We start from the raw sequence: 24,442 nt of genomic DNA on the forward strand, positions 1-24,442 counted from the left end.
CCTGTTCTGGCGGTTGCGCATGGTATCACCGGCCTCGCGCGGCGCTCAAGAATGCACCGTAGGCTCTTATGTCGCGCTATGCTGCTGCGCATTCATTGCAGAAGGAAACCTGATTCATGGCAGGAAGCAGTTTGCTGGTGCTGATCGACGACATCGCGACCGTGCTGGATGACGTGTCCTTGATGACCCAAATGGCCGCCAAGAAAACGGCCGGCGTACTCGGTGACGACCTGGCGCTCAACGCCCAGCAAGTCAGTGGCGTGCGTGCCGAACGGGAAATCCCGGTGGTCTGGGCGGTCGCCAAGGGTTCGTTCATCAATAAACTGATCCTGGTGCCGTCGGCGCTGGCGATCAGTGCGTTCATTCCGTGGCTGGTCACACCGCTGTTGATGGTCGGCGGTGCCTATCTGTGCTTTGAAGGGTTTGAGAAGTTCGCCCACAAGTTCCTGCACAGCAAGGCTGAAGATCAGGCTGAACATGCCGAATTGGTCGAAGCTGTGGCAGACCCGGCGGTGGATCTGGTGGCGTTTGAAAAGGACAAGATCAAGGGCGCGATCCGTACCGACTTCATTCTCTCGGCCGAAATCATCGCCATCACCCTCGGCGTCGTCGCCGAGTCGGCGCTGACCCAGCAAGTCGTCGTGCTGTCGGGGATCGCCATCGTCATGACTGTCGGTGTCTACGGGTTGGTAGCGGGTATCGTCAAACTCGATGATCTGGGGCTATGGCTGACCCAGAAGCCTGGTCAGATGGCCAAGAGCATCGGTGGCGGGATTTTGCGTGCGGCTCCGTACATGATGAAAAGCCTGTCGGTGATCGGCACCGCGGCGATGTTCCTGGTCGGCGGCGGCATCCTGACCCACGGCGTGCCGGTGGTGCATCACTGGATCGAAAGTGTCAGCGCGGGGGCGGGTGGTGCCGGGTTTATCGTACCGACGTTGCTCAATGGAGTAGCGGGGATTGTGGCGGGGGCGGTGGTGTTGGTTGGGGTGATGGCTGCCGGCAAGATCTGGAAAGTCCTGAAAGGCTGAAGCGCGAATAGAGGATTTATCTGCAGTACATAACAACTGTGGGAGCGAGCTCGCTCACGATGGCGGTGTAACAGTCAACATCAATGTTGAATGTAACGGCCTCATCGCGAGCAAGCTCGCTCCCACAGTGTTTTTTGGGGGGCTTGTTTACTCGGCAACCTGCAACTTGCGCGCTTCGGTGTACACGTAACGCACTTTCTCGTACTCGAATGGCGAGTTCATCTGACCATAGCGGAAGCCGGTCTGGTGGCGCTTGTCGATGCCGCGCAGGATCACGACTTCCGGATGGTTGGAGCTGACTTCGGCCACGTTGAGGAAGTTGATCGCATTCTCGGCCGAGTAATCCACCAGCAGGCCGCCGGTGTCACGCAGGTTCGACGGACCGAGGATCGGCAGGACGAAGTAAGCGCCGCCCGGCACGCCGTAGAAGCCTAAAGTCTGGCCGAAGTCTTCGCTCTGACGCGGCAGGCCCATGGCGGTGGCCGGGTCCCACAGGCCGGCGATGCCGATGGTGGTGTTGAGCAGCAGTCGCCCGGTGGTTTCCAGTGAGCGCTGGCCCTTGAGTTGCAGCAGGCTGTTCATCAGGTTCGGCACGTCGCCGAGGTTGTTGAAGAAGTTGCTGACACCGGTGCGCAGGAAGCTCGGGGTAACGTAGCGGTAACCATTGACCACCGGCAGGAACACCCATTGGTCGAAGCGGTAGTTGAAGTGATAGACGCGCCGGTTCCACTCTTCCAGCGGATCGTAGACGGCCAGCGCGTTGAGCGTCGAACGCTCGAACTCGCGCTGATCCAGGCCCGGGTTGAATTTGAGTTTGCTCAGCGGCTCCTTGAAGCCATCGCTGTCGACGACCACGGGGGCATTGGCTTTGCTGTTGTCGGCATTGGCGACGCCTGCACAGAGTAACGCTGCGAAAAGCAGGAGATATTTAGCCACGGAAAAACTCCAGCATGGCGTCGCTGTTGACGCGGTAGTTAATGTTGCCGCAGTGGCCGCCATACGGGTAAACGGTCAGGCGATCACCGAAGGTCTTGCGCAGGAAGCCCAGGTCGCCAGGACCGAGGATTACGTCATCGGCGTTGTGCATGACCGCGATTTTCGGGCTTTCGTGCAGGTAGTCCTTCAGTGCATACAGGCTCACCTGGTCAATCAGTTGCAGCAGGCTGCCGCCGTCGGTGCGGGCGCGCCACATCGGGATCACTTGTTCGGTGATGTAGCAGTCGAAGTCGCATTGCAGCGCACGCTTGAGGAATGGCGTGAGGCTGGTGCCCTCGGTGATCGGGAACTTGGGTGGGGTGATCAGGCCGCGACGGTTGACCAGGTCCGAAGTGAAGGCGATATCGGCCGCCGAAAAGCGGAACGAGGTGCCGATCAACATGGCCATCTGCTCGTTGGTCAGGTGCTGCTTGGACTGCTGGAAGTCGTAGAGCAGGGCGTCATTGAGGTCGATGTAGCCCTTTTGCTGGAAGTAGCGGGTCAGCTTGTCCAGTACCAGTTCATAGAATGTGGTGCTGGTGTTGATGCCCTTGACCTCGGTCTGGACCAGCTTGTCGAGGTTGGTGATCGAGGTGTAGAGGTTGACCGGCGGGTTGAGCAGCAGGACTTTCTTGAAGTTGAAGCTGCGGCGGGTTTCGTCCAGGTGAGAGACGAAAGCGGCATCCAGTGCACCCAGGCTGTACCCGGTCAGGTAGTAATCGGTGACCGGCACTTTCGGATTCTGTGCCCGTACGGCCTGCATCACCCGGTACAGATCTTCGGCGTCTTCCTTGGAAACACCCGGCGTGGCGAAGCGTGATGCCGCGCTCATGAAGTCATAGCTGGTGGGCGATGACAACTGCACCACGTGGTAGCCGGCTTTGTAATAGAGCTTCTTCAGGTATTCGTTCAGGGTGCTGTCATAGCGCGCGCCGGTGCCGGCGATCAGGAACATCAGCGGTGCGGCGTGATCCTGTGTGGCAATGCGGTAATCGAGCGTCTTGACCGCCCAGAAGTTGTTCGGCAATTCGAACGCCCGTTCCGGACGCAAGGTGACACTGCGCACCGTCTGATCGATGTCTTCGTCCAGGGGTAACTCCGGACGCAGGTCCGGCGGTGTGGTCGCGATGGTCGCCTCGAACGGGTTGGTCAGGGGGTAGCCATAGCTGGCGGCGTCAATGTCGGCCGCCAGTGCGGACGCACTCAATATAAGGCCGCCGAACAGGGCAGCGAAGCGCAAGGAACGGAGCATGACTAAATCCCTTAGAGGAAGGTACCGAATGAATTTCGCAGGCTATGACCACCAGATTTGCGCCAAAGTGCCAACCCTCGGCACCAAACAGGCTTAATTTCGAAGTAATAGTAGCTGGACGATACACTTTGCAGCGATTGAAAGACCAGTTAACAGTTGTTATCGCTTGCGAAACGCTTAAGGGCGATTAAGCTGGCCGCCGCTTTTCGCCAATTGGAGTGTTTCATGTCTCGCCGCTTGCCCGTGATTCTGCTGCTTGTTTTGCTGCCTTTATGGCTGGCCGCCAGTTATGGCGCGCGCTATGGCTTCATGGAGGATGCGCAGTGGGTTGGCATTTGTGTGGATGAAGCGAATCGTTGGGAATGCCTGGTACGTTCGAACCTGGGGCTGATGATCCATTTCGGGGTGCTGGGCTGGGCTGCGCTGGGCGCGGCGATCATCGGCTTTGTCGTGCCGGGGCGGGCAGGCTGGTGGCTGGCGGTGCTGGCGCTGGTGTTCGGTTTTCCGGCACTGGCGTTGTACAACACCACGCTGGCAGTGTTTGCGGTGGTGATTGCGGGGTTGCGGTTGGTCAGGGCTTCCCGTAGCGCTTAAAAGTCCGTCTTCGCGAGCAAGCTAGCTCCCACAGTAGATCTTCAGTGAACACAAAATTTGTGTGCGACAAAGATCAATTGTGGGAGCTAGCTTGCTCGCGATGAGGCATTTACAGACGCTGAGCACAGATCGGCTTCACGCCATACCTAACAGTTCTGATAGTAGACAGCCCTCCCGATAACTCCGAATCTAATCATCCGAACACCGGATATGAAACGGATGCCGCCATGACCGCCCAGCAAGGCACATTATTGTGCCACTATCACTATGACCCGCTGGATCGGGTTACCAATTGTGCCCCGCTGGATCAACCGGACATTCAACGCTTTTACCGAAAAAGCCGTTTAGCCACTGAGATGCAAGGGCAAGTACGGCACTCGATGCTTGAGCACGAGGGGCAACCATTGGCGCAGCAACAGCGACTGGTGGGGGCGATCGAGTCCGTATTGTTGGCCACGGATTTGCAACGTTCGGTTCTGCATTCGGTATCCGCTGGTCAACATCAGCAGCCGGTTTATTCCCCTTATGGTCACCGCTCACCTGAAGATGGTTTGACCAGCCTTCTGGGCTTCAATAGCGAGCGGCGCGATCCGGTGACCGGGCATTACTTGCTAGGGAATGGGTATCGTGCCTTTAACCCAGTGTTGATGAGGTTTAACAGTCCGGACAGTTTGAGTCCGTTTGGGAAGGGTGGGGTGAATGCGTATGTGTATTGTTTGGGGGACCCAGTTAATTTGATTGACCCGAAAGGGGAGTTTCCGATGTTGGCGCGGGGAATCAACCAATTGGTCTCATCGCCCGTTGCGGCTCTGCGCCAAGCCTGGAAGGGCGGCGTTGCAGTGAAAAAAGCAGTGGTAGGTAGTTTTAAGAAAACCCCCGGTCCGTACTCTGCTACAGAGTCTGCGATGAAGGGGCTTTCGAGATCAAACCCAGAAAAGCATAGAGTGATAGTGAAGGAGTCAGCGGCACTTGTTGATGAAGCCAAACTGTACAACGTCGGTGCTGAATATCGATTGGCCAGAAAAGCAGCCGAGCCGCCAACGATTGCCAGGTTTGCAAGGTCCAACGGTTTCAGTGAGCAAGATTTGTTTGCGCAGGATGGATATCGAAACTTTCCTGAGGTGCAGAAACAATATGCACTATCGCAGAACCCTCAGGTTATAGAGCGGCTTCGTCAGGCTGATGTAAATTTATTGGTGGCGACAGGTGATTACATCAAAAAGTATCCCGATAGTAAATCGAGTACTCTAAAACTGGTGGAGTACATCCGGTCGAATTAGATCGGACCCAATAGAGATCGGGTCCGATTACCTCGATCAGCGTTACATGTGGTGGTTATTTCCCACGAATCCGCAAACACCGCCACAACGCAGCCACCATCAACACACTCACCAGCGCCCAACCCCAGGCCTGCTGGTTCTGCAAACCTTCACGGTACAGCTGCGGTGCAATGCCGGCACCGATGATGAAGGTCAGCAACGCAATCTCGCGGCGCGGCACGTTCACCGGGCGGCACAGATAGACCAGTACCGGCACGATGAACGCGACACTCGGGAAGCTGCGATAACGCGGATCGAGCACCAGTTCCAGCATCATCACGGCTGCCGCGAAACCTGTCGTTGCAACCAGCCAGCCAGCCCGGCGCTCAAGCAGGTTGAAAGCCCGCCCGCGCCAACCGTTGCGAGGGCTCAATGTCAGCGCGGCATGGGCCAGCACCAGCAGATTCAGGGCGGTCAGCAATCCGACCCATAGCCATTCACTGGTAAAGCGCGTGGTCACCCGTGCCAGGTCGCCCCAGGCGCCAATCGAACACGCAGCCAAGGCACCGAGCAGGGGCAGCACCAGTGCCGACCGCGTCGTGCGGCCCCGACCACCGAGCAGCAAGGTGCCGATGAAGATCAAGCCGCCCACCGCCAGCCACTGCGACCAGTACGGTACGTTTGTCACGGGCCCCGCCAGCACGCCCTTGTCCTGGCGATCGGCGTCGAACAAGCCCCAGTATCCACCGACCGCACCTTCACTGGCGCGTTTCCAGGGCTGGTCGAAGGCTTCGATCAGGTTGTAGTGCCAACCCTGTTGCTCGGCCATGGCGACAAAGCCGCGAATGAACTTGGCTTCGTTGACCCGGCTCGGCAGGGCCGTTTCGCGCTGGCGACCTTCGCTTGGCCAGCCGGTTTCGCCGATCAGCACATCCTTGGGCGCGAATTTGTTGCCGAACACCTGGCGTACGTCGGCCACATGCTGCAGGGCTGCGTCGATGTTCGACGGATCATCTTCCCAGTAGGGCAGCAAGTGAATGGTCAGGAAGTCCACGGCGGGGGCAATTTCCGGATGGTTGAGCCAGAACTCCCAGACGTCGGCGTAGGTGACAGGTTGTTTGACCTGGCTCTTGACCTTGTTGATCAGCTTCGCCAATTGCGCGCCAGTGACTTCCTTGCGCAGCAGGGTTTCGTTGCCGACGATCACTGCGCTCACCACGTCCGGGTTGGCATTGGCCGAGGCGATCAGCAGGTCGACTTCTTTCTCGGTGTCCACCGGGTTGCTGTTGACCCAGGCACCGATCATCAGCTTCAAGCCATGCTTGCGCGCCAGGTCCGGCAGGGCTTCGAGGCCGGTCATGGAATAGGTGCGGATGCATTCGAAACGGGTCGCCAGCAGTGCGAGGTCGGCGTCCATGCGCTCCGGACGCAATTTGAATGGCTGGTCGAACGGCGATTGATCCTTGTCGAACGGCGTGTAGGAGGCGCATTGCAGCTTGTGCGTCGCGCTGGCGACGTCCGGTAACATCACCGGTTTGCCGAGGCCGTACCAGAAGCCACCGAGGGCAAACAGCCCCAGCAGGCAAGCGAATAGATAAGCAGCAAAAGGAAAGCGGGATGTCGCGGACATGGTCAGGCCGTGTGGGAGCAAAGCGGCGCATGTTACCTGCATTTACCGCGTGCTTGGTGGCCTGCATGATTTTGACATGCAAAGTTCGAGCGGATTGGCAGGGGGGGGTCAGTTGCACTGAGGATTAATGGCTTTCTGATGTCGTTTCTCGATGGCTTGAGGTCGCTGGCAGAGCAGGTCGCCATGAGCGTCAGGTTGATTATCGCAAGTGTCAGTACTCCGCTGATGTTCGAACGAGTTTGCGGTGGGCGTGATGGGGGCGCTGTGCACCATAACAATACGTTTAAGCGACTCGGCATCCGTCGAGCGCAGCACTTTCGGGGAAGTAACGATGAAGATGCGACGACTCTTGGGCGCAGGTGCGGCTTTGGTGCTGGCGATCAGTTCGGCCGTGGCGAGCGCCGCCGGCAAGGACGTGACGCTCGGTTATGTCGACGGTTGGTCGGACAGTGTCGCCACGACCAACGTGGCGGCTGAAGTGATCAGGCAGAAACTCGGTTATGACGTGAAGCTGCAAGCCGTCGCTACCGGGATCATGTGGCAGGGCGTGGCCACTGGCAAACTCGACGCCATGCTGTCGGCCTGGCTGCCGGTGACCCACGGTGAGTACTGGACGAAGAACAAGGATCAGGTCGTCGACTACGGCCCGAACTTCAAGGACGCGAAAATCGGCCTGATCGTGCCGGAGTACGTCAAGGCCAAGTCCATTGACGACCTCAAGACCGATGACACCTTCAAGAACCGCATTGTCGGCATCGACGCCGGTTCAGGCGTGATGCTCAAGACCGATCAGGCGATCAAGGACTACGACCTGACCGGTTATCAACTCAAGGCCAGTTCTGGCGCCGGCATGATCGCCGAGCTGACCCGTGCCGAGAAGAAGAACGAATCCATCGCGGTCACCGGGTGGGTACCGCACTGGATGTTCGCCAAGTGGAAACTGCGCTTCCTCGAAGACCCGAAAGGCGTGTACGGCGCGGCTGAAACCGTGAACAGCATCGGCAGCAAGGGTCTGGAAGCCAAGGCGCCGGAAGTGGCCAAGTTCCTGAAGAACTTCCAGTGGGAATCCAAGGATGAAATCGGCCAGGTGATGTTGGCGATTCAGGATGGTGCCAAACCTGAAGCCGCGGCGAAGGGTTGGATCGCCAAACACCCTGAGCGTGTGGCTGACTGGACTAAATAACAGGCACCTCGCTTTAAATTGTGGGAGCGGGCTTGCTCGCGAAAGCGGTGTAACAGTCAACAATAATGTTGAATGTTATGGCCTCTTCGCGAGCAAGCCCGCTCCCACACTTGTGTATGGCGTACTGAAATTTGGCGAAAACCCCCATGGGGTTCTAAGACTAAGGTCGTCTGGAACCTGCCCCGCAGCCGCATAGAGTGGATACCGTTCCAACTAAATCTGTGCTGCGAGGATAAAAACAATGAACGACAGCATTTACCTCTCGATTCAAAACAGCCCGCGCTTCAAGGAGCTGGTTAGCAAGAGGGAACGATTCGCCTGGATTCTTTCGGCGATCATGCTAGGGCTTTACTCCGGATTCATCCTTCTGATTGCCTACGGGCCGCAGGTGCTGGGGGCGAAAATCAGCCCTGAGTCCTCGATTACCTGGGGCATACCGATCGGTATCGGGCTGATCGTTTCGGCTTTCATCCTGACCGGTATCTACGTACGACGCGCCAACGGCGAGTTCGACGACCTGAACAATGCGATTCTCAAGGAGGCTCAGCAATGATCCGCCGTCTAATGGCTCTTTTGAGCATCGCAGCTTTCGCACCTGGCGCCTGGGCGGCTGACGCCCTGACCGGTGCCGTGCAGAAGCAACCGCTTAACGTGTCCGCGATCGTGATGTTTGTCGCCTTCGTCGGTGCCACCCTGTGCATCACCTACTGGGCTTCCAAGCGTAATAATTCGGCAGCCGACTACTACGCCGCTGGCGGCAAGATCACCGGTTTCCAGAACGGTCTGGCGATTGCCGGTGACTACATGTCGGCTGCGTCCTTCCTGGGTATTTCCGCGCTGGTGTTCACCTCTGGCTACGACGGCCTGATCTACTCGATCGGCTTCCTGGTGGGCTGGCCGATCATTCTGTTCCTGATCGCCGAGCGTCTGCGTAACCTGGGCAAATACACCTTTGCCGACGTGGCGTCCTATCGCCTGGGGCAAACCCAGATCCGCTCGCTGTCCGCTTGCGGTTCGCTGGTGGTGGTGGCGTTCTACCTGATCGCGCAAATGGTCGGTGCCGGCAAGCTGATCCAACTGCTGTTCGGTCTCGATTACCACGTTGCGGTGATCCTGGTCGGTATTCTGATGTGCCTTTACGTGTTGTTCGGCGGCATGCTGGCGACCACCTGGGTGCAAATCATCAAGGCTGTCCTGCTGCTGTCCGGCGCTTCCTTCATGGCGCTGATGGTGATGAAGCACGTCAACTTCGACTTCAACATGCTGTTCTCCGAGGCTATCAAGGTCCACCCGAAAGCTGATGCGATCATGAGCCCTGGCGGCCTGGTGAAAGATCCGATCTCGGCGTTCTCCCTCGGTCTGGCGCTGATGTTCGGTACCGCTGGCCTGCCACACATCCTGATGCGCTTCTTCACCGTGAGTGACGCAAAGGAAGCTCGCAAGAGCGTGTTGTACGCAACCGGTTTCATTGGCTACTTCTACATCCTGACCTTCATCATCGGCTTCGGCGCGATCCTGCTGGTCAGCACCAACCCGGCTTTCAAAGACGCTGCTGGCGCCTTGCTGGGCGGTAACAACATGGCGGCGGTGCACCTGGCCAACGCGGTTGGCGGCAGTATCTTCCTGGGCTTCATCTCGGCAGTAGCGTTTGCGACCATTCTGGCAGTGGTTGCCGGCCTGACCCTGGCCGGTGCTTCGGCGGTGTCCCACGACCTGTATGCCAGCGTGATCAAGAAGGGCAAGGCCAACGAGAAGGACGAGATTCGCGTCTCGAAAATCACCACCATCGCGCTGGCGGTGTTGGCGATCGGTCTGGGCATTCTGTTCGAAAGCCAGAACATCGCGTTCATGGTGGGCCTGGCGTTCTCCATCGCAGCGAGCTGTAACTTCCCGGTGCTGCTGCTTTCCATGTACTGGAAGAAGCTGACCACGCGTGGTGCGATGATTGGTGGTTGGCTGGGTCTGGTCAGTGCCGTAGGTCTGATGGTCCTCGGGCCAACCATCTGGGTGCAGATCCTGCATCACGAGAAGGCTATCTTCCCGTATGAATACCCGGCGTTGTTCTCGATGATCATTGCGTTTGTGGGGATCTGGTTCTTCTCGATCACTGACAAGTCGACTGCTGCGGATAATGAGCGGGCGTTGTTCTTCCCGCAGTTTGTTCGTTCGCAGACGGGGTTGGGGGCGAGTGGGGCGGTTTCGCACTAAGGCTTCGAGATTGTTTGTGTAAGTTGGTTAAGCAGAAATGCCCCGATCGAGAGATCGGGGCATTTTTTTATTGGGCGGTAATCGACCCGGTTTTTTGGATTTGCCCGTTTTACTGTAGGAGCGAGTCTGCTCGCGAAGACTTTGTGTCAGTTGGAGTGTTTTTTGAGGGGGTACATATCCATTCCTGCGGTAACGGCGACTTATGGTTTCGCCCTTACGGCGAGTCACTTTTTTTACAAGCGCCTAAAAAAAAGTAACCAAAAAAACGCTCGCCCCGAACGTACGGCCCCTCGCTGAGGCTCGGCGTTCCTTCGCTCCGGTATTCATCCGGGGGCATTGCCCTCCGGTCGGCTTCGCTTCGACCTACATGCAATGAGTTCGACTGCGTCGAACGGCGCTGCGCGCCAATCCCCGGATGAACACCTCCGCTCAGCCTGCCGAGGGGGCGGGTGGATCAAGATCAAGAGCTGCAGGCGAGCTAACGCTCGGCCTGATGAGTGGTGAAGAGCGTGGGGGTACGCGGCCCTGCTTTTGCTCTGCTCTTCTGTGGGAGCGAGCTTGCTCGCGATGGCGACCTGTCGGCCGATCGAAATTCTGCAGCGAGCTCAACCAGCAACCAGGCCGGCCGGTAGGCCGCCTCGGGTGCTGTTGCGGTGTACGCCCCCTCGTGAGGCCGAGTGCAGGTTCTGCGCAGTGGGCAACCCGGCATGGATGCCGGGTTAGCCGCCCCCGGCCATGGATGGCCGATGGCGGCGGGCCCACGGAGCAGGACCGGAGCGAGGGCATGCCGAGCCTGGGCGAGGCACCGAATGTCAGGGGCAAGAGCGTTTGGTTACTTTGCGCTTTTCAAAGTGACCCGCTGTAAGAGCGGAACCATAAGCCGCCGTTACCTAAATAATGGATACGTACCCGACCAAAGCGCACAAACAAAAACGGCCTCCTGCTCTTTATATAAAAAGCAGAGGCCGTTCCCGGTACAACTCAACACGCTACAGCAAGACAGATCTTACTTGCGGTCTTCCAGCTTGGTGATGTCACGCGACTCGTAGCCGGTGTACAACTGGCGCGGACGGCCGATCTTGTACGGGCTGGAGAGCATCTCTTTCCAGTGGGAGATCCAGCCGACGGTCCGCGCCAGGGCGAAGATCACGGTGAACATGCTGGTTGGAATGCCGATCGCCTTGAGGATGATCCCCGAGTAGAAATCGACGTTCGGGTACAGCGAGCGTTCGATGAAGTACGGGTCGGTCAGGGCGATCTCTTCCAGGCGCATGGCCAGTTCGAGTTGCGGATCGTTCTGGATGCCCAGTTCCTTCAATACTTCGTCGCAGGTCTGCTTCATGACCGTGGCGCGCGGGTCGCGGTTTTTGTAAACGCGGTGACCGAAGCCCATCAGTTTGAACGGATCGTTCTTGTCCTTGGCCTTGGCGATGAACTTGTCGATGTTCGAAACATCGCCGATTTCATCGAGCATGGTCAGTACGGCTTCGTTCGCACCACCGTGGGCAGGGCCCCACAGTGCAGCGATACCGGCGGCGATACAGGCGAACGGGTTGGCGCCCGAAGAACCCGCCAGGCGCACGGTGGACGTCGAGGCGTTCTGCTCGTGGTCGGCATGGAGGATGAAGATCCGGTCCATGGCCTTGGCGAGTACCGGGCTGATCGGTTTGATCTCGCACGGGGTGTTGAACATCATGTGCAGGAAGTTTTCCGCGTACGACAGGTCGTTGCGCGGGTACATCATGGGTTGGCCCATGGAGTACTTGTAAACCATCGCGGCCAGGGTCGGCATCTTGGCAACCAGGCGGATCGCGGAGATTTCGCGATGCTGCGGGTTATTGATGTCCAGGGAGTCGTGGTAGAACGCCGAGAGGGCGCCGACTACGCCGCACATGACGGCCATCGGGTGGGCGTCGCGACGGAAGCCGTTGAAGAAGGTCTTCAGCTGCTCGTGAACCATGGTGTGGTTCTTCACGGTGCTGACGAACTGGGCCTTCTGTTCTGCGGTCGGCAGTTCGCCGTTGAGCAGCAGATAGCAGGTTTCCAGATAGTCCGACTTTTCAGCCAGCTGTTCGATCGGGTAGCCGCGGTGCAGCAGAATGCCGTTGTCGCCGTCGATATAGGTGATCTTCGACTCGCACGAGGCGGTCGACATGAAGCCAGGGTCAAAGGTGAAACGGCCCGTGGCCGTCAGGCCCCGAACATCGATAACATCGGGACCAACGGTGCCGGTTAAAATGGGCAGCTCGACGGGGGCTGCGCCCTCGATGATCAACTGCGCTTTTTTGTCAGCCATGTGGCCTCCTATTTATGCTTGAAATCATCAGACAGACCCCCCACGCAGGGCCCGCACCACTATAGTGAGATAAATTCGAATGTCAATTTGCCTAAAGTCTTGCTCCAGAAGGCTTTAACCGGACTTTTTTCTCGAAATTGGCTGCCATTTACGCCTTTTATGTCAGTTGCGCAATCAGCTGTTTGGGTTAGGTGTTTGCGTTGTCATTAGTAGCCTAACTGTCTATACTCGGCCACCGACCGCCAAGGGCTTTTGGGCTTGCTTTCATTGGGGGTCGCATCCCTGGGTGGTGGTTACCTGACCAGTGCACTCCCCAACAACTTTGCCCTGATTGTTAGGGGCTCTTCAGTGTGAAAAAAAAGCCGTGAAAAGCCAACGACCTGTAAACCTAGACCTAAGGACCATCAAACTCCCAGTCACTGCTTACACGTCCATCCTTCACCGAATCTCCGGTGTCATCCTCTTCGTGTGCCTTGCCATCATGCTTTACGCATTGGACAAGTCGCTGAGCTCCGAGGAAGGCTTCGGTCAGGTGAAAGCGTGTCTGACCAGTCCGCTAGCCAAGCTAGTGACATGGGGCATCCTGTCCGCTCTGCTTTATCACCTGGTAGCCGGTGTGCGCCATTTGATGATGGACATGGGCATCGGTGAGACGCTGGAAGGCGGCAAGCTGGGCTCGAAAATCGTTATCGCCGTTTCCGTGGTGGTAATCGTTCTGGCAGGAGTTTGGATATGGTAACTAACGTCACGAACCTGTCGCGTTCGGGCCTCTATGACTGGATGGCGCAACGTGTGTCTGCGGTCGTTCTCGCGGCTTACTTCATCTTCCTGATCGGATACATCGTGGCCAACCCTGGCCTCGAGTACGCCCAGTGGCATGAACTGTTCGCCCATAACGGAATGCGTATTTTCAGCCTCCTGGCCCTTGTTGCCCTCGGCGCTCACGCCTGGGTCGGCATGTGGACCATCGCGACCGACTACCTGACGCCAATGGCGTTCGGCAAGTCCGCGACCGCTATACGTTTCCTTTTCCAGGCAGTCTGCGGCGTTGCGATGTTCGCTTACTTCGTCTGGGGCGTGCAGATTCTCTGGGGTATCTGAGTCATGGCTAACATTCCAACGATTTCTTTCGACGCCATCATTATTGGTGGTGGCGGTGCCGGCATGCGCGCAGCGCTGCAACTGGCACAGGGCGGTCACAAGACTGCCGTGATCACCAAGGTTTTCCCGACCCGTTCGCACACTGTATCCGCCCAGGGCGGCATCACCTGCGCGATCGCGTCCGCTGACCCGAACGATGACTGGCGCTGGCACATGTACGATACCGTCAAGGGTTCCGACTACATCGGTGACCAGGACGCTATCGAATACATGTGTCAGGAAGGCCCGGCTGCCGTTTACGAGCTGGACCACATGGGTATGCCATTCTCGCGTACCGAGCAAGGTCGTATCTACCAGCGTCCATTCGGCGGTCAGTCCAAGGACTACGGTAAAGGCGGCCAGGCTGCGCGTACTTGCGCTGCGTCCGACCGTACCGGTCACGCTCTGCTGCACACCCTTTATCAGGGCAACCTGAAAGCCGGTACCGTGTTCCTGAACGAGTACTACGCTGTCGATCTGGTGAAGAACGGCGAAGGCGAGTTCGTCGGCGTGATCGCCATCTGCATCGAAACCGGCGAAACCACCTACATCCGCGCCAAGGCCACCGTACTGGCTACCGGCGGTGCAGGTCGTATCTACGCTTCGACCACTAACGCCCTGATCAACACCGGTGACGGCGTTGGCATGGCGCTGCGTGCTGGCGTACCGGTACAAGACATCGAAATGTGGCAGTTCCACCCGACCGGTATCGCCGGCGCGGGTGTACTGGTTACAGAAGGTTGCCGTGGTGAAGGTGGATACCTGATCAACAAGCACGGCGAGCGTTTCATGGAACGTTATGCTCCGAACGCCAAAGACCTTGCCGGTCGTGACGTTGTTGCCCGTTCGATGGTTAAAGAGATCATCGCCGGCAACGGTTGCGGTCCGAACGGCGACCACGTGATGCTCAAGCTCGACCACCTGGGCGAAGAAGTGCTGCACAGCCGTCTGCCAGGCATCTGCGAACTGTCGAAGACTTTTGCGCACGTTGACCCGGTTGTTGCTCCGGTTCCGGTTGTTCCGACCTGCCACTATATGATGGGCGGCGTTGCCACCAACATTCATGGCCAGGCAATCACCCAGAACGCCGAAGGCGTGGACGAGATCATTCCTGGTCTGTTCGCTGTAGGTGAAGTGGCTTGCGTATCGGTTCACGGTGCCAACCGTCTGGGCGGCAACTCGCTGCTCGACCTGGTGGTATTCGGCCGTGCTGCCGGCCTGCACCTGGAAAAGGCGCTGACCGACGGTATCGAATACGACGAAGCCACCGACGCCGACATCCAGGCTGCCCTGGCGCGCCTGTCCGCCCTGAACGAGCGTACCGAAGGCGAAGACGTGGCAACCCTGCGTCGCGAGCTGCAAAACTGCATGCAGAACTACTTCGGTGTATTCCGTACCGGCGAATACATGCAGAAGGGTATTGCCCAGCTGGCTGACCTGCGCAAGCGCATCGCCAACGTGAAGATCAACGATAAGTCGCAGGCGTTCAACACTGCACGTATCGAAGCTCTGGAACTGCAGAACCTGCTGGAAGTGGCCGAAGCCACCGCCATCGCTGCAGAAGTACGTAAAGAGTCCCGTGGTGCTCACGCCCGTGAAGACTTCGAAGATCGTGACGACGAAAACTGGCTGTGCCACACCCTTTACTTCCCGGGTGACAAGCGCGTGACCAAGCGTGCCGTGAACTTCTCGCCGAAGACTGTTCCGACTTTTGAACCTAAGATTCGGACTTATTAAGGGTGGCCGCCATGTTGCAAGTCAGCGTTTATCGTTACAACCCTGATCAGGACGCCGCGCCGTTCATGCAGGAATTCCAGGTTGATACCGGTGGTAAAGACCTGATGGTGCTGGACGTGCTGGCCCTGATCAAAGAGCAGGACGAGGGTTTCTCCTATCGTCGCTCTTGCCGTGAAGGTGTTTGCGGTTCCGACGGCATGAACATCAACGGCAAAAACGGCCTGGCGTGCGTCACGCCGCTGTCTGCGGTCGTAAAAGGTAACAAGTTGATCGTTCGTCCTCTGCCAGGTTTGCCGGTTATCCGTGACCTGGTCGTCGATATGAGCATCTTCTACAAGCAATACGAAAAGGTTAAGCCATACCTGCAGAACGACACGCCGGCTCCGGCCATCGAGCGCCTGCAGTCCCCTGAAGAGCGTGAAAAGCTGGACGGTCTGTACGAGTGCATCCTGTGCGCTTGCTGCTCGACTTCCTGCCCGTCCTTCTGGTGGAACCCGGACAAGTTCCTGGGTCCAGCTGCCCTGCTGCAAGCGTACCGCTTCCTGGCAGACAGCCGTGACACCAAGACGTCCGAGCGTCTGGCTTCGCTGGATGACCCGTTCAGCGTATTCCGCTGCCGCGGGATCATGAACTGCGTCAACGTATGTCCGAAAGGCCTGAACCCGACTAAGGCCATCGGTCACATCCGTAACATGTTGCTCTCAAGCGGCGTGTGATTCAGCTGCTGTACCCGCTGTACCCGTAGATGCTACGGCGCAGGCTTCAACCGGCGCCGTAGTTTTAACCTGAGCAGCAGCTTAAAAGGCTGCGGCTCTTATTTTGAAGAAATGAGACAAGCAGGGGCATCCGGGCTGGTACCCGGACTATCAGTGTGATCCTAGTGGCTTGTTTTGGTCGCTGCATTCGGACTTCTGCAAGTTTGCTCGGTGTCGACATCGATGGTGTTCCCCTAACCGAGGGTGACCAAGCATGCAAGAAAGCGTGATGCAGCGCATGTGGAACAGCGCCTACCTATCCGGTAGTAACGCTGCCTATGTGGAAGAGCTTTACGAGCTCTACCTGCACGACCCTAACGCTGTGCCAGAAGAGTGGCGCACCTACTTCCAGAAGTTGCCTGCTGACGGCAACTCTGCCACCGATGTTTCGCACTCCACAATTCGCGATCATTTCGTCTTGCTGGCAAAGAACCAGCGCCGCGCCCAACCGGTTTCCGCCGGCAGCGTGAGCAGTGAGCACGAGAAGAAGCAAGTTGAAGTGCTGCGATTGATCCAGGCCTACCGTATGCGTGGCCACCAGGCAGCCCAGCTTGACCCGCTGGGGCTGTGGCAGCGTCCTGCACCTGCAGACCTGTCGATCAATCATTACGGCTTGACCAATGCCGATCTTGATACGACCTTCCGTGCCGGCGACCTGTTCATCGGCAAAGAGGAAGCGAGCCTACGCGAAATTCACGAAGCGTTGCAGCAGACATATTGCCGCACCATCGGCGCTGAATTCACGCACATCACCGATTCCGAGCAGCGCCAGTGGTTCCAGCAGCGTCTGGAAAGCGTGCGCGGTCGTCCGACGTACTCCGCCGACATCAAGAGCCACCTGCTCGAGCGCGTGACCGCCGGCGAAGGCCTGGAAAAATACCTGGGCACCAAATACCCGGGTACCAAGCGTTTCGGTCTGGAAGGCGGCGAAAGCCTGATTCCGATGCTCGACGAGCTGATCCAGCGTTCCGGTTCCTACGGCACCAAGGAAATCGTCATCGGCATGGCCCACCGTGGTCGTCTGAACGTGCTGGTCAACACCTTCGGCAAGAACCCGCGCGAGCTGTTCGACGAGTTCGAAGGCAAGAAGAAGGTCGAGCTGGGTTCCGGTGACGTGAAATACCACCAGGGCTTCTCGTCCAACGTGATGACCACCGGCGGTGAAGTTCACCTGGCCATGGCGTTCAACCCGTCCCACCTGGAAATCGTTTCCCCGGTGGTCGAGGGTTCGGTTCGCGCCCGTCAGGATCGTCGCAACGACCCGACCGGTGAGAAGGTTCTGCCGATCTCCATCCACGGTGACGCTGCATTCGCCGGTCAAGGCGTGGTCATGGAAACCTTCCAGATGTCGCAGACCCGCGGTTTCAAGACCGGCGGTACCGTGCACATCGTGATCAACAACCAGGTCGGTTTCACCATCAGCAACCCGCTGGACTCGCGTTCCACCGAGTACGCGACCGACGTTGCGAAAATGATCCAGGCGCCGATCCTCCATGTGAATGGTGATGATCCGGAAGCCGTATTGTTCGTGACCCAGCTGGCCATCGACTACCGCATGCAGTTCAAGCGTGACGTGGTGATCGACCTGGTCTGCTACCGTCGTCGCGGCCACAACGAGGCCGACGAGCCAAGCGGCACCCAGCCTCTGATGTATCAGCAGATCACCAAGCAGCGCACCACCCGTGAGCTGTATGCCGATCGTCTGACTCAGGCCGGTGTGCTGGATGCTGAGCGTGTCAAGGCGAAAGTCGACGAGTACCGCAACGCGCTGGACAACGGTCTGCACGTGGTCAAAAGCCTGGTCAAAGAGCCGAACAAAGAGTTGTTCGTGGACTGGCGTCCGTATCTGGGCCACGCCTGGACCGCGCGTCACGACACTCGCTTCGACCTCAAGACCTTGCAGGAACTGTCCGCCAAGCTGCTGGAAATCCCGGAAGGCTTCGTGGTTCAGCGCCAGGTTGCCAAGATCTACGAAGACCGCCAGAAGATGCAAGCCGGCGGCCTGCCGATCAACTGGGGTTACGCCGAAACCATGGCGTACGCGACCCTGGCGTTCGAAGGTCACCCGATTCGCATGACTGGCCAGGACATCGGCCGCGGCACGTTCTCGCACCGCCATGCTGTCCTGCACAACCAGAAGGACGCGGGCACCTACATCCCGCTGCAGAACCTGTACGACGGTCAGCCACGCTTCGACCTGTACGACTCGTTCCTGTCCGAAGAAGCGGTATTGGCGTTCGAGTACGGTTACTCGACCACCACGCCGAATGCCCTGGTTATCTGGGAAGCCCAGTTCGGCGACTTCGCCAACGGCGCCCAGGTAGTTATCGACCAGTTCATCACCAGTGGCGAGCACAAGTGGGGCCGCCTGTGCGGTCTGACCATGCTGCTGCCGCACGGTTATGAAGGTCAGGGTCCGGAGCACTCCTCGGCTCGTCTGGAGCGTTACCTGCAGTTGTGCGCCGAGCACAACATTCAGGTGTGCATGCCGACGACGCCGGCTCAGATCTACCACTTGCTGCGCCGTCAGGTGATCCGCCCGCTGCGCAAGCCACTGGTAGTCCTGACTCCGAAGTCGCTGTTGCGCCACAAGCTGGCCATCTCGACGCTGGAAGATCTGGCCGAAGGTTCGTTCCAGACCGTTATCCCGGAAATCGATGCCCAAGACCCGAAAAAGGTCGAGCGCGTTGTTCTGTGTAGCGGCAAGGTCTACTACGACCTGCTGGAAAAACGCCGTGCCGAAGGTCGTGACGACATCGCTGTCGTGCGTATCGAGCAGCTGTACCCATTCCCTGAGGACGACTTGAAAGAAGTCCTGGCTCCTTATACCAACGTCAAGCATGCCGTCTGGTGTCAGGAAGAGCCGATGAACCAGGGTGCGTGGTACTGCAGCCAACACCACATGCGTCGCAGCATCAGCAACCTCAACAAGTCTCTCGTACTCGAGTACGCGGGCCGTGAGGCTTCTGCTGCACCTGCATGCGGTTACGCATCGATGCACGCCGAACAGCAGGAACAACTGCTGCAAGACGCCTTTACTGTTTAACGCCTTCGCGCACCTGAAACCGAATTTAAGGAACCACAGACAATGGCTATCGAGATCAAAGCCCCCACTTTTCCGGAATCGGTTGCCGATGGCACCGTTGCCACCTGGCACAAACAACCGGGCGACGCGGTCAAGCGCGACGAACTGATCGTCGACATCGAAACCGACAAAGTCGTGCTGGAAGTGCTGGCTACCGCTGACGGCGTGCTGGGCGCTATCGTCAAGAACGAAGGCGAAACCGTTCTGTCCGACGAAGTTCTGGGCTCCATCGTTGAAGGCGGCGCTGCTGCTGCCGCTCCGGCTGCCGCTGCTGCTCCGGCCGCTGCTGCCGCTGCTCCAGCTGCCGGCGCTGACGAAGACGCTATCGCGGCTCCAGCTGCTCGCAAGCTGGCCGAAGAAAACGGCATCAACCTGGCTTCCGTCAAAGGCACCGGCAAAGATGGTCGTGTAACCAAGGAAGACGTGGTTGCCGCTGTCGAAGCCAAGAAAGCCGCTCCGGCTGCCGCGCCTGCCAAGGCTGCTGCACCTGCCGCCGCCGCTCCGGTATTCGCTGCAGGCGATCGCATCGAGAAGCGCGTACCGATGACCCGCGTACGTGCCACCGTGGCCAAGCGTCTGGTTGAAGCTCAATCGAACATGGCGATGCTGACCACCTTCAACGAAGTCGACATGACCGAAGTCATGGCGCTGCGTTCGAAGTACAAGGACCTGTTCGAGAAGTCCCACAACGGCGTGCGCCTGGGCTTCATGTCGTTCTTCGTGAAAGCAGCCACCGAAGCGTTGAAACGCTTCCCGGCTGTCAACGCGTCGATCGATGGCGGCGACATCGTTTACCACGGCTACGCTGACGTCGGCGTTGCAGTTTCCAGCGATCGCGGCCTGGTTGTACCGGTTCTGCGTAACGCCGAACTGATGAGCCTGGCTGAAATCGAAGGCGGCATCGCCACCTTCGGCAAGAAAGCCCGTGACGGCAAACTGTCGATGGACGAAATGACCGGTGGTACTTTCACCATCACCAACGGTGGTACTTTCGGTTCGATGATGTCGACCCCGATCGTCAACCCGCCACAAGCAGCCATCCTGGGCATGCACAACATCATCCAGCGTCCGATGGCCATCAACGGCCAGGTCGTTATCCGTCCGATGATGTACCTGGCACTGTCCTACGATCACCGTCTGATCGATGGCAAAGAAGCTGTGACCTTCCTGGTGACCATCAAGAACCTGCTGGAAGATCCGGCTCGTCTGTTGCTGGATATCTGATAGAAGCAGCCATGAGCTGCAAGCCCGGGCTGTCGGAAAACCCGCAGCCTGGCTTGCCGCTCGCGGCTTGAAGCTTTTCGCTAAAGAGGATTTTTTGAATGTCGCAGAAATTTGACGTAGTAGTGATCGGCGCTGGCCCTGGCGGCTATGTGGCTGCCATCAAGGCCGCTCAGCTTGGTCTTTCGACTGCCTGCATCGAGAAGTACACCGACAAGGAAGGCAAACTGGCTCTGGGCGGTACCTGCCTGAACGTCGGCTGCATTCCATCCAAGGCCCTGCTGGACAGTTCGTGGAAATTCCACGAAGCCCAGGACGGTTTCGCGATCCACGGTATCAATCACGCTGGCGTGACCATGGACGTGCCAGCGATGGTCGGCCGTAAAGCCAACATCGTCAAAGGCCTGACCTCCGGCGTTGCGACCCTGTTCAAAGCCAACGGTGTGACCTCGATCCAGGGTCACGGCAAGCTGCTGGCCGGCAAGAAAGTTGAAGTCACCAAGCCTGATGGCTCGGTAGAAATCATCGAAGCCGAAAACGTCATCCTGGCTCCAGGTTCGCGTCCGATCGACATTCCGCCAGCTCCGGTTGACCAGAATGTGATCGTCGATTCGACTGGCGCTCTGGAATTCCAATCCGTACCCAAGCGTCTGGGCGTGATCGGCGCTGGCGTGATCGGTCTGGAACTGGGTTCGGTCTGGTCGCGTCTGGGTGCAGAAGTGACTGTCCTGGAAGCCCTGGACACCTTCCTGATGGCAGCGGACACCGCTGTTTCCAAGGAAGCGCTGAAAACCCTGACCAAACAGGGTCTGGACATCAAGCTGGGCGCTCGCGTTACCGGTTCCAAAGTGAACGGCGACGAAGTCGTGGTGAACTACACCGATGCCAAGGGCGAACAGAACATCACTTTCGACAAGTTGATCGTAGCCGTTGGTCGCCGTCCGGTGACCACTGATCTGTTGGCTGCCGACTGCGGCGTGACCCTGGACGAGCGCGGTTTCGTGCACGTTGACGATCACTGCGCCACCACCGTACCGGGCGTTTACGCCATCGGCGACGTGGTTCGCGGCATGATGCTGGCGCACAAGGCCTCGGAAGAGGGCATCATGGTTGTCGAGCGCATCAAGGGCCACAAGGCCCAGATGAACTATGATCTGATCCCTTCGGTTATTTATACTCACCCGGAAATCGCGTGGGTCGGTAAAACCGAGCAGGCCTTGAAAGCTGAAGGCGTTGAAGTTAACGTCGGCACCTTCCCGTTCGCAGCCTCTGGCCGTGCCATGGCTGCCAACGACACCGGTGGTTTCGTCAAGGTCATCGCAGATGCCAAGACAGACCGCGTATTGGGCGTCCACGTGATTGGCCCGAGCGCTGCGGAACTGGTTCAGCAGGGCGCGATCGGTATGGAATTCGGCACCAGCGCTGAAGACCTGGGCATGATGGTTTTCTCCCATCCGACCCTGTCTGAAGCCTTGCACGAAGCTGCTTTGGCAGTGAATGGCGGCGCCATCCACATCGCCAACCGCAAGAAGCGTTAAGACAATAAGAAACCACGGCGGAATGGCCCGTCGTGAGCCTTGCATGCAAGACTCACCGCGGAATATCCGCTGGACGCAGTCTTGCATAGCTGCACCGGGTATCCGGAAAGGCTATGCAAGCAGCAGTCACAGGTGGTGCGGCACTTGAATGAGTGCAGCACCGAATGCGCAGTACCTAACGAAGACGGTAATAAGCATGAATCTTCACGAGTATCAGGGTAAGCAGCTGTTCGCTGAGTACGGCCTGCCAGTTTCCACCGGTTACGCGGTAGACACCCCGGAAGCAGCAGCAGAAGCTTGCGACAAAATCGGCGGCAGCGAGTGGGTTGTCAAAGCCCAGGTCCACGCCGGTGGTCGCGGTAAAGCGGGCGGCGTAAAGCTGGTTCGCAGCAAAGAAGACGCCAAAGCCTTCGCACAGCAGTGGCTGGGCAAGCGTCTGGTGACTTACCAGACTGACGCCAATGGTCAGCCAGTCACCAAGATCCTGGTTGAATCGTGCACTGATATCGCTAAAGAGCTGTACCTGGGCGCTGTCGTTGACCGTTCGAGCCGTCGTATCGTGTTCATGGCTTCCACCGAAGGTGGCGTGGACATCGAGAAAATCGCTCACGACACTCCAGAAAAAATTCTGAAAGCCACTATCGATCCACTGGTTGGCGCTCAGCCATTCCAGGGTCGCGAGCTGGCATTCCAGTTGGGTCTGGAAGGCAAGCAAGTTGCCCAGTTCGCCAAGATCTTCGTAGGTCTGGCCAAACTGTTCAAGGATCACGACCTGGCCCTGCTGGAAGTGAACCCGCTGGTGATCAAGGCTGACGGCGATCTGCACTGCCTGGACGCCAAGATCAACATCGACGCCAACGCCATGTACCGTCAGCCTAAGCTGAAGACTTTCCACGATCCGTCGCAGGACGATCCGCGCGAAGCGCACGCTGCCAAGTTCGAACTGAACTACGTAGCGCTGGAAGGCAACATCGGTTGCATGGTCAACGGTGCTGGCCTGGCCATGGGTACCATGGACATCGTCAACCTGCATGGCGGCAAACCAGCCAACTTCCTCGACGTGGGCGGCGGTGCTACCAAGGAACGCGTTACCGAAGCGTTCAAGATCATTCTGTCCGACACCAACGTCGCTGCAGTACTGGTCAACATCTTCGGCGGCATCGTTCGCTGCGACATGATTGCCGAAGGCATCATCGGTGCAGTGAAAGAAGTCGGCGTGAAAATCCCGGTTGTTGTTCGCCTTGAAGGCAACAACGCTGAGCTGGGCGCTAAAGTACTGGCAGAAAGCGGTTTGAACATCATCGCTGCTACCAGCCTGACCGACGCTGCTCAACAAGTTGTCAAAGCTGCGGAGGGCAAATAATGAGCGTCCTGATCAATAAAGACACCAAAGTTATCTGCCAGGGTATTACCGGTTCGCAAGGTAGTTTCCACACCCAGCAAGCCATCGAGTACGGCACCAAGATGGTTGGTGGTGTAACTCCAGGCAAAGGCGGCACCGAGCACCTGGGTCTGCCAGTGTTCAACACCGTTAAAGACGCTGTAGCTGCCACTGGCGCCACCGCCAGCGTGATCTACGTTCCGGCTCCTTTCTGCAAAGATTCGATCCTGGAAGCTGCTTTCGGCGGCATCAAGCTGATCGTGTGCATCACCGAAGGCATTCCTACCCTGGACATGCTGGACGCTAAAGTTAAGTGCGACGAGCTGGGCGTAGTCCTGATCGGCCCTAACTGCCCAGGCGTGATCACCCCAGGCGAATGCAAGATCGGCATCATGCCAGGTCACATTCACTTGCCAGGCAAGGTCGGTATCGTTTCCCGTTCCGGCACCCTGACCTACGAAGCTGTGAAGCAGACTACTGACGCCGGTTTCGGTCAGTCGACTTGCGTCGGCATCGGTGGTGACCCGATCCCGGGTTCGAACTTCATCGACATCCTGAAGCTGTTCCAGGAAGACCCGAAGACCGAAGCGATCGTGATGATCGGTGAGATCGGCGGTTCGGCTGAAGAAGAAGCGGCTGCCTACATCAAGGCACACGTGACCAAGCCGGTTGTATCCTACATCGCTGGTGTGACTGCTCCTCCGGGCAAGCGCATGGGCCATGCTGGCGCAATCATCTCTGGCGGCAAAGGCACTGCAGACGAGAAATTCGCTGCTCTGCAAGACGCAGGCGTTAAAACCGTGCGTTCGCTGGCAGACATCGGCAAGGCCCTGGCCGAGCTGACTGGTTGGGCTGTCAAGTAAGCCTCGCGCTTAGCTGACGCTTCACCAAACAAAGGCCACCTTCGGGTGGCCTTTGTCGTTTCCGGGGTTTGCGTTGACAGTGCGGACGCCATCGCGAGCAAGCTCGCTCCCACATTGGAACGCGGTCAACTGTGGGAGCGAGCTTGCTCGCGATGGCGGACTTACAGGCGACATCTATCAACATGCAGAAACGCGACACAAAGATGTCGTATATCGGATAGTTCGCCCTCTAACAGTGCGTTTATCGGTCAAATTCGTTAGTCTATGCGCCATTTTTGCGTCTGCGGCCCACAA

The 24,442-nt window shown here is 58.1% G+C and carries 19 protein-coding genes; 15 read left to right on the forward strand and 4 right to left on the reverse strand.

Annotation, left to right across the window (positions count from 1 at the left end; all coding sequences use genetic code 11):
- The first annotated feature begins 116 nt into the window (after positions 1-116).
- A complete protein-coding gene (locus tag AC1RP7_RS19530; protein WP_493181699.1) occupies positions 117-1,031 on the forward strand; it encodes a DUF808 domain-containing protein in 915 nt (304 codons plus the stop codon).
- Positions 1,032-1,178: 147 nt separating this feature from the next.
- Here the strand turns inward: AC1RP7_RS19530 and AC1RP7_RS19535 are convergent, their stop codons facing one another.
- Positions 1,179-1,967 (reverse strand): MlaA family lipoprotein, encoded by a 789-nt coding sequence (locus tag AC1RP7_RS19535; protein ID WP_057715837.1) that lies wholly within the window; start codon positions 1,965-1,967, stop codon positions 1,179-1,181.
- Positions 1,960-3,258, reverse strand: coding sequence for a serine/threonine protein kinase (locus AC1RP7_RS19540; RefSeq protein ID WP_057715836.1), 1,299 nt, complete (start codon positions 3,256-3,258; stop codon positions 1,960-1,962). The genes AC1RP7_RS19535 and AC1RP7_RS19540 overlap by 8 nt, the downstream gene beginning before the upstream one ends.
- Before the next feature lie 225 nt (positions 3,259-3,483).
- Here AC1RP7_RS19540 and AC1RP7_RS19545 point away from each other — a divergent pair, with 225 nt between their 5' ends.
- Together AC1RP7_RS19545 and AC1RP7_RS19550 are read left to right on the forward strand one after the other, a co-directional pair.
- Entirely contained in the window at positions 3,484-3,852 is a 369-nt protein-coding gene (locus AC1RP7_RS19545; RefSeq protein ID WP_057715835.1) for a hypothetical protein, read from the forward strand.
- Between the two features lie 227 nt (positions 3,853-4,079).
- On the forward strand, positions 4,080-5,132 hold the full coding sequence (locus AC1RP7_RS19550; RefSeq protein ID WP_340315094.1) for an RHS repeat-associated core domain-containing protein: 1,053 nt from the start codon (positions 4,080-4,082) through the stop codon (positions 5,130-5,132).
- A gap of 55 nt (positions 5,133-5,187) precedes the next feature.
- Here AC1RP7_RS19550 and AC1RP7_RS19555 read toward each other — a convergent pair whose 3' ends face one another.
- On the reverse strand, positions 5,188-6,783 hold the full coding sequence (locus tag AC1RP7_RS19555; protein ID WP_493181701.1) for a glycoside hydrolase family 17 protein: 1,596 nt from the start codon (positions 6,781-6,783) through the stop codon (positions 5,188-5,190).
- 289 nt (positions 6,784-7,072) lie between these two features.
- On the opposite strand from AC1RP7_RS19555, the gene AC1RP7_RS19560 reads away from it, so the two are divergent.
- The 3 genes from AC1RP7_RS19560 (at position 7,073) to AC1RP7_RS19570 (ending at position 10,132) form a co-directional block, all read left to right on the forward strand.
- Complete coding sequence (locus AC1RP7_RS19560) at positions 7,073-7,924, forward strand: glycine betaine ABC transporter substrate-binding protein (protein WP_493181703.1); 852 nt, start codon at positions 7,073-7,075, stop codon at positions 7,922-7,924.
- 241 nt (positions 7,925-8,165) lie between these two features.
- Positions 8,166-8,477 (forward strand): DUF485 domain-containing protein, encoded by a 312-nt coding sequence (locus tag AC1RP7_RS19565; RefSeq protein ID WP_102669691.1) that lies wholly within the window; start codon positions 8,166-8,168, stop codon positions 8,475-8,477.
- Complete coding sequence (locus AC1RP7_RS19570) at positions 8,474-10,132, forward strand: cation acetate symporter (RefSeq protein WP_150814891.1); 1,659 nt, start codon at positions 8,474-8,476, stop codon at positions 10,130-10,132. Before AC1RP7_RS19565 ends, AC1RP7_RS19570 begins: the two co-directional genes overlap by 4 nt.
- A 1,006-nt stretch (positions 10,133-11,138) precedes the next feature.
- Here AC1RP7_RS19570 and gltA read toward each other — a convergent pair.
- Positions 11,139-12,428: a citrate synthase gene (gltA, locus tag AC1RP7_RS19575; protein ID WP_007977501.1), complete on the reverse strand. Its 1,290-nt coding sequence runs from the start codon at positions 12,426-12,428 to the stop codon at positions 11,139-11,141.
- A 364-nt stretch (positions 12,429-12,792) separates the two neighbouring features.
- Here gltA and sdhC point away from each other — a divergent pair, with 364 nt between their 5' ends.
- The 9 genes from sdhC to sucD all read left to right on the forward strand — a co-directional run bounded on the left by sdhC (position 12,793) and on the right by sucD (position 24,148).
- The gene (sdhC, locus tag AC1RP7_RS19580) at positions 12,793-13,167 is read left to right on the forward strand and encodes a succinate dehydrogenase, cytochrome b556 subunit (RefSeq protein ID WP_057715829.1); all 375 of its coding nucleotides are present in this window, start codon (positions 12,793-12,795) and stop codon (positions 13,165-13,167) included.
- A complete protein-coding gene (sdhD, locus tag AC1RP7_RS19585) occupies positions 13,161-13,529 on the forward strand; it encodes a succinate dehydrogenase, hydrophobic membrane anchor protein (protein WP_008049683.1) in 369 nt (122 codons plus the stop codon). Before sdhC ends, sdhD begins: the two co-directional genes overlap by 7 nt.
- Before the next feature lie 3 nt (positions 13,530-13,532).
- Positions 13,533-15,305, forward strand: a complete 1,773-nt coding sequence (sdhA, locus tag AC1RP7_RS19590; RefSeq protein WP_057715828.1) for a succinate dehydrogenase flavoprotein subunit — start codon at positions 13,533-13,535, stop codon at positions 15,303-15,305.
- An 11-nt stretch (positions 15,306-15,316) separates the two neighbouring features.
- Positions 15,317-16,021 carry a succinate dehydrogenase iron-sulfur subunit gene (locus AC1RP7_RS19595; RefSeq protein WP_008063297.1) on the forward strand — a complete coding sequence of 235 codons (705 nt, stop codon included), beginning with the start codon at positions 15,317-15,319 and terminating at the stop codon, positions 16,019-16,021.
- A gap of 253 nt (positions 16,022-16,274) precedes the next feature.
- Positions 16,275-19,106 carry a 2-oxoglutarate dehydrogenase E1 component gene (locus tag AC1RP7_RS19600; protein ID WP_090453893.1) on the forward strand — a complete coding sequence of 944 codons (2,832 nt, stop codon included), beginning with the start codon at positions 16,275-16,277 and terminating at the stop codon, positions 19,104-19,106.
- Between the two features lie 42 nt (positions 19,107-19,148).
- Entirely contained in the window at positions 19,149-20,369 is a 1,221-nt protein-coding gene (gene odhB / locus AC1RP7_RS19605; RefSeq protein WP_056721685.1) for a 2-oxoglutarate dehydrogenase complex dihydrolipoyllysine-residue succinyltransferase, read from the forward strand.
- Positions 20,370-20,467: 98 nt separating this feature from the next.
- Entirely contained in the window at positions 20,468-21,904 is a 1,437-nt protein-coding gene (lpdA, locus tag AC1RP7_RS19610) for a dihydrolipoyl dehydrogenase (protein ID WP_007998079.1), read from the forward strand.
- Between the two features lie 196 nt (positions 21,905-22,100).
- Positions 22,101-23,267, forward strand: coding sequence for an ADP-forming succinate--CoA ligase subunit beta (gene sucC, locus AC1RP7_RS19615; protein ID WP_007919879.1), 1,167 nt, complete (start codon positions 22,101-22,103; stop codon positions 23,265-23,267).
- On the forward strand, positions 23,267-24,148 hold the full coding sequence (sucD, locus tag AC1RP7_RS19620; protein ID WP_007919877.1) for a succinate--CoA ligase subunit alpha: 882 nt from the start codon (positions 23,267-23,269) through the stop codon (positions 24,146-24,148). The genes sucC and sucD overlap by 1 nt, the downstream gene beginning before the upstream one ends.
- The last annotated feature ends 294 nt before the right edge of the window (positions 24,149-24,442 follow it).

It is taken from the genome of Pseudomonas sp. GW822-FHT01E03 (assembly GCF_058802985.1).

Coding starts and splice junctions, on each gene's coding strand:
- sdhA (WP_057715828.1), top strand. CDS start 13,533: ATGGCTAACATTCCAACGATTTCTTTCGACGCCATCATTATTGGTGGT.
- sucD (WP_007919877.1), top strand. CDS start 23,267: ATGAGCGTCCTGATCAATAAAGACACCAAAGTTATCTGCCAGGGTATT.
- AC1RP7_RS19600 (WP_090453893.1), top strand. CDS start 16,275: ATGCAAGAAAGCGTGATGCAGCGCATGTGGAACAGCGCCTACCTATCC.
- AC1RP7_RS19555 (WP_493181701.1), bottom strand. CDS start 6,783: ATGCAGGTAACATGCGCCGCTTTGCTCCCACACGGCCTGACCATGTCC.
- AC1RP7_RS19530 (WP_493181699.1), top strand. CDS start 117: ATGGCAGGAAGCAGTTTGCTGGTGCTGATCGACGACATCGCGACCGTG.
- odhB (WP_056721685.1), top strand. CDS start 19,149: ATGGCTATCGAGATCAAAGCCCCCACTTTTCCGGAATCGGTTGCCGAT.
- AC1RP7_RS19545 (WP_057715835.1), top strand. CDS start 3,484: ATGTCTCGCCGCTTGCCCGTGATTCTGCTGCTTGTTTTGCTGCCTTTA.
- sdhD (WP_008049683.1), top strand. CDS start 13,161: ATGGTAACTAACGTCACGAACCTGTCGCGTTCGGGCCTCTATGACTGG.
- lpdA (WP_007998079.1), top strand. CDS start 20,468: ATGTCGCAGAAATTTGACGTAGTAGTGATCGGCGCTGGCCCTGGCGGC.
- AC1RP7_RS19565 (WP_102669691.1), top strand. CDS start 8,166: ATGAACGACAGCATTTACCTCTCGATTCAAAACAGCCCGCGCTTCAAG.
- AC1RP7_RS19540 (WP_057715836.1), bottom strand. CDS start 3,258: ATGCTCCGTTCCTTGCGCTTCGCTGCCCTGTTCGGCGGCCTTATATTG.
- AC1RP7_RS19595 (WP_008063297.1), top strand. CDS start 15,317: ATGTTGCAAGTCAGCGTTTATCGTTACAACCCTGATCAGGACGCCGCG.
- gltA (WP_007977501.1), bottom strand. CDS start 12,428: ATGGCTGACAAAAAAGCGCAGTTGATCATCGAGGGCGCAGCCCCCGTC.
- AC1RP7_RS19570 (WP_150814891.1), top strand. CDS start 8,474: ATGATCCGCCGTCTAATGGCTCTTTTGAGCATCGCAGCTTTCGCACCT.
- sucC (WP_007919879.1), top strand. CDS start 22,101: ATGAATCTTCACGAGTATCAGGGTAAGCAGCTGTTCGCTGAGTACGGC.
- AC1RP7_RS19550 (WP_340315094.1), top strand. CDS start 4,080: ATGACCGCCCAGCAAGGCACATTATTGTGCCACTATCACTATGACCCG.
- AC1RP7_RS19560 (WP_493181703.1), top strand. CDS start 7,073: ATGAAGATGCGACGACTCTTGGGCGCAGGTGCGGCTTTGGTGCTGGCG.